Origin of the sequence: Acinetobacter sp. 243_ASPC (assembly GCF_001054715.1) — a bacterium.
GTDB lineage: Bacteria > Pseudomonadota > Gammaproteobacteria > Pseudomonadales > Moraxellaceae > Acinetobacter > Acinetobacter soli.
Window position 1 is genome coordinate 1 of record NZ_JVOR01000022.1, and the last position, 1,007, is coordinate 1,007.

General features: G+C 35.1%; 1 protein-coding gene. It reads right to left on the bottom strand.

All coding sequences use genetic code 11. The features are described from left to right. The coding region (gene repM / locus ADA42_RS02535; protein WP_048763439.1) for a replication initiation protein RepM at window positions 1–727 on the bottom strand (727 nt) is incomplete at its 3' end. Window positions 728–1,007 lie beyond the last annotated feature (280 nt).

A 1,007-nucleotide genomic window follows, 5' to 3' on the forward strand; every position in this document is an offset into this window, starting at 1 on the left:
CTCTTTTAAGGTCAACCGTCTTTTCAGTTTTTGGGTGGTGCTTTTGCTTAAAGCTGAATGAAAATGCTGAAATTAACCGCCCTTTTTTATGCTGCTCATACGTTGCAGTAATGTCTGTATATTTATTAATTTGCTTAATAGCTGGCTCTAATACCCGCTTTTTAAAGTCATTCATGGCTGTGTATTCAGTGTCATCAACACCAATTTTGCTTCTAAAGTCCTCTAATTCAATTCTTGGAGTTTTGCCAACTTCACGCCATGCAATTAAAAGCTCATATAAGCGGATTGCGTATTTACTGGTAAGTTGGCTGACTTGTTTAAGTTGATAGCTCGTGAAATGCTGCTCAAGTCTTGTAATTAGAGGGACAACATCAGGTGCAAACGTAATCTCTAGTGTGGCTGAATCATCAATATATTTAATACGGCTTACCCATCTTGATTTTACTGTACCTACATTCCCTTTCTTATCTTGTTCTTTAAAAGAAAATTGTCGATCAAATAGGTTTAAGACAGCATTTTTTAAAGCTTTATAAGCTCCATCATTGCTTATATCAAAGCGACTAGCATAGTCCTTTGCATGTATTTCTAATTTGCTATCGGATGTAATACCGTTGCCTGTTTCTCTTGCATTAAGAATCGCTAAAAGTATTAAACGCTGTTCAGTTACTTCTAAGTTATAACTAGCATTAATTAACGCATTATCCTTCACAACAAGCTCATTTTTCATAATCAGATTATATTGTTACTTATAATATGGACATTGTAAATTGAAGTCACTAAAGGGTCAAGACCTATAATGTCCCTTTATAAAGACTAAATGTCCCTTTATAACCGACTAAATGTCCCTTTATAACCGACTAAATGTCCCTTTATGAGCGCTAAATGCCTTTAATAGAAAGGCTTTCAAAGAGTCTAAAAGCATTTAAAAGCTTTAAAATATATATAAAAGCCTAAGCAGGCATGAAAACAGCCCTATGCCCTCGCTAAAGCTCGGACGTTTTAACCTC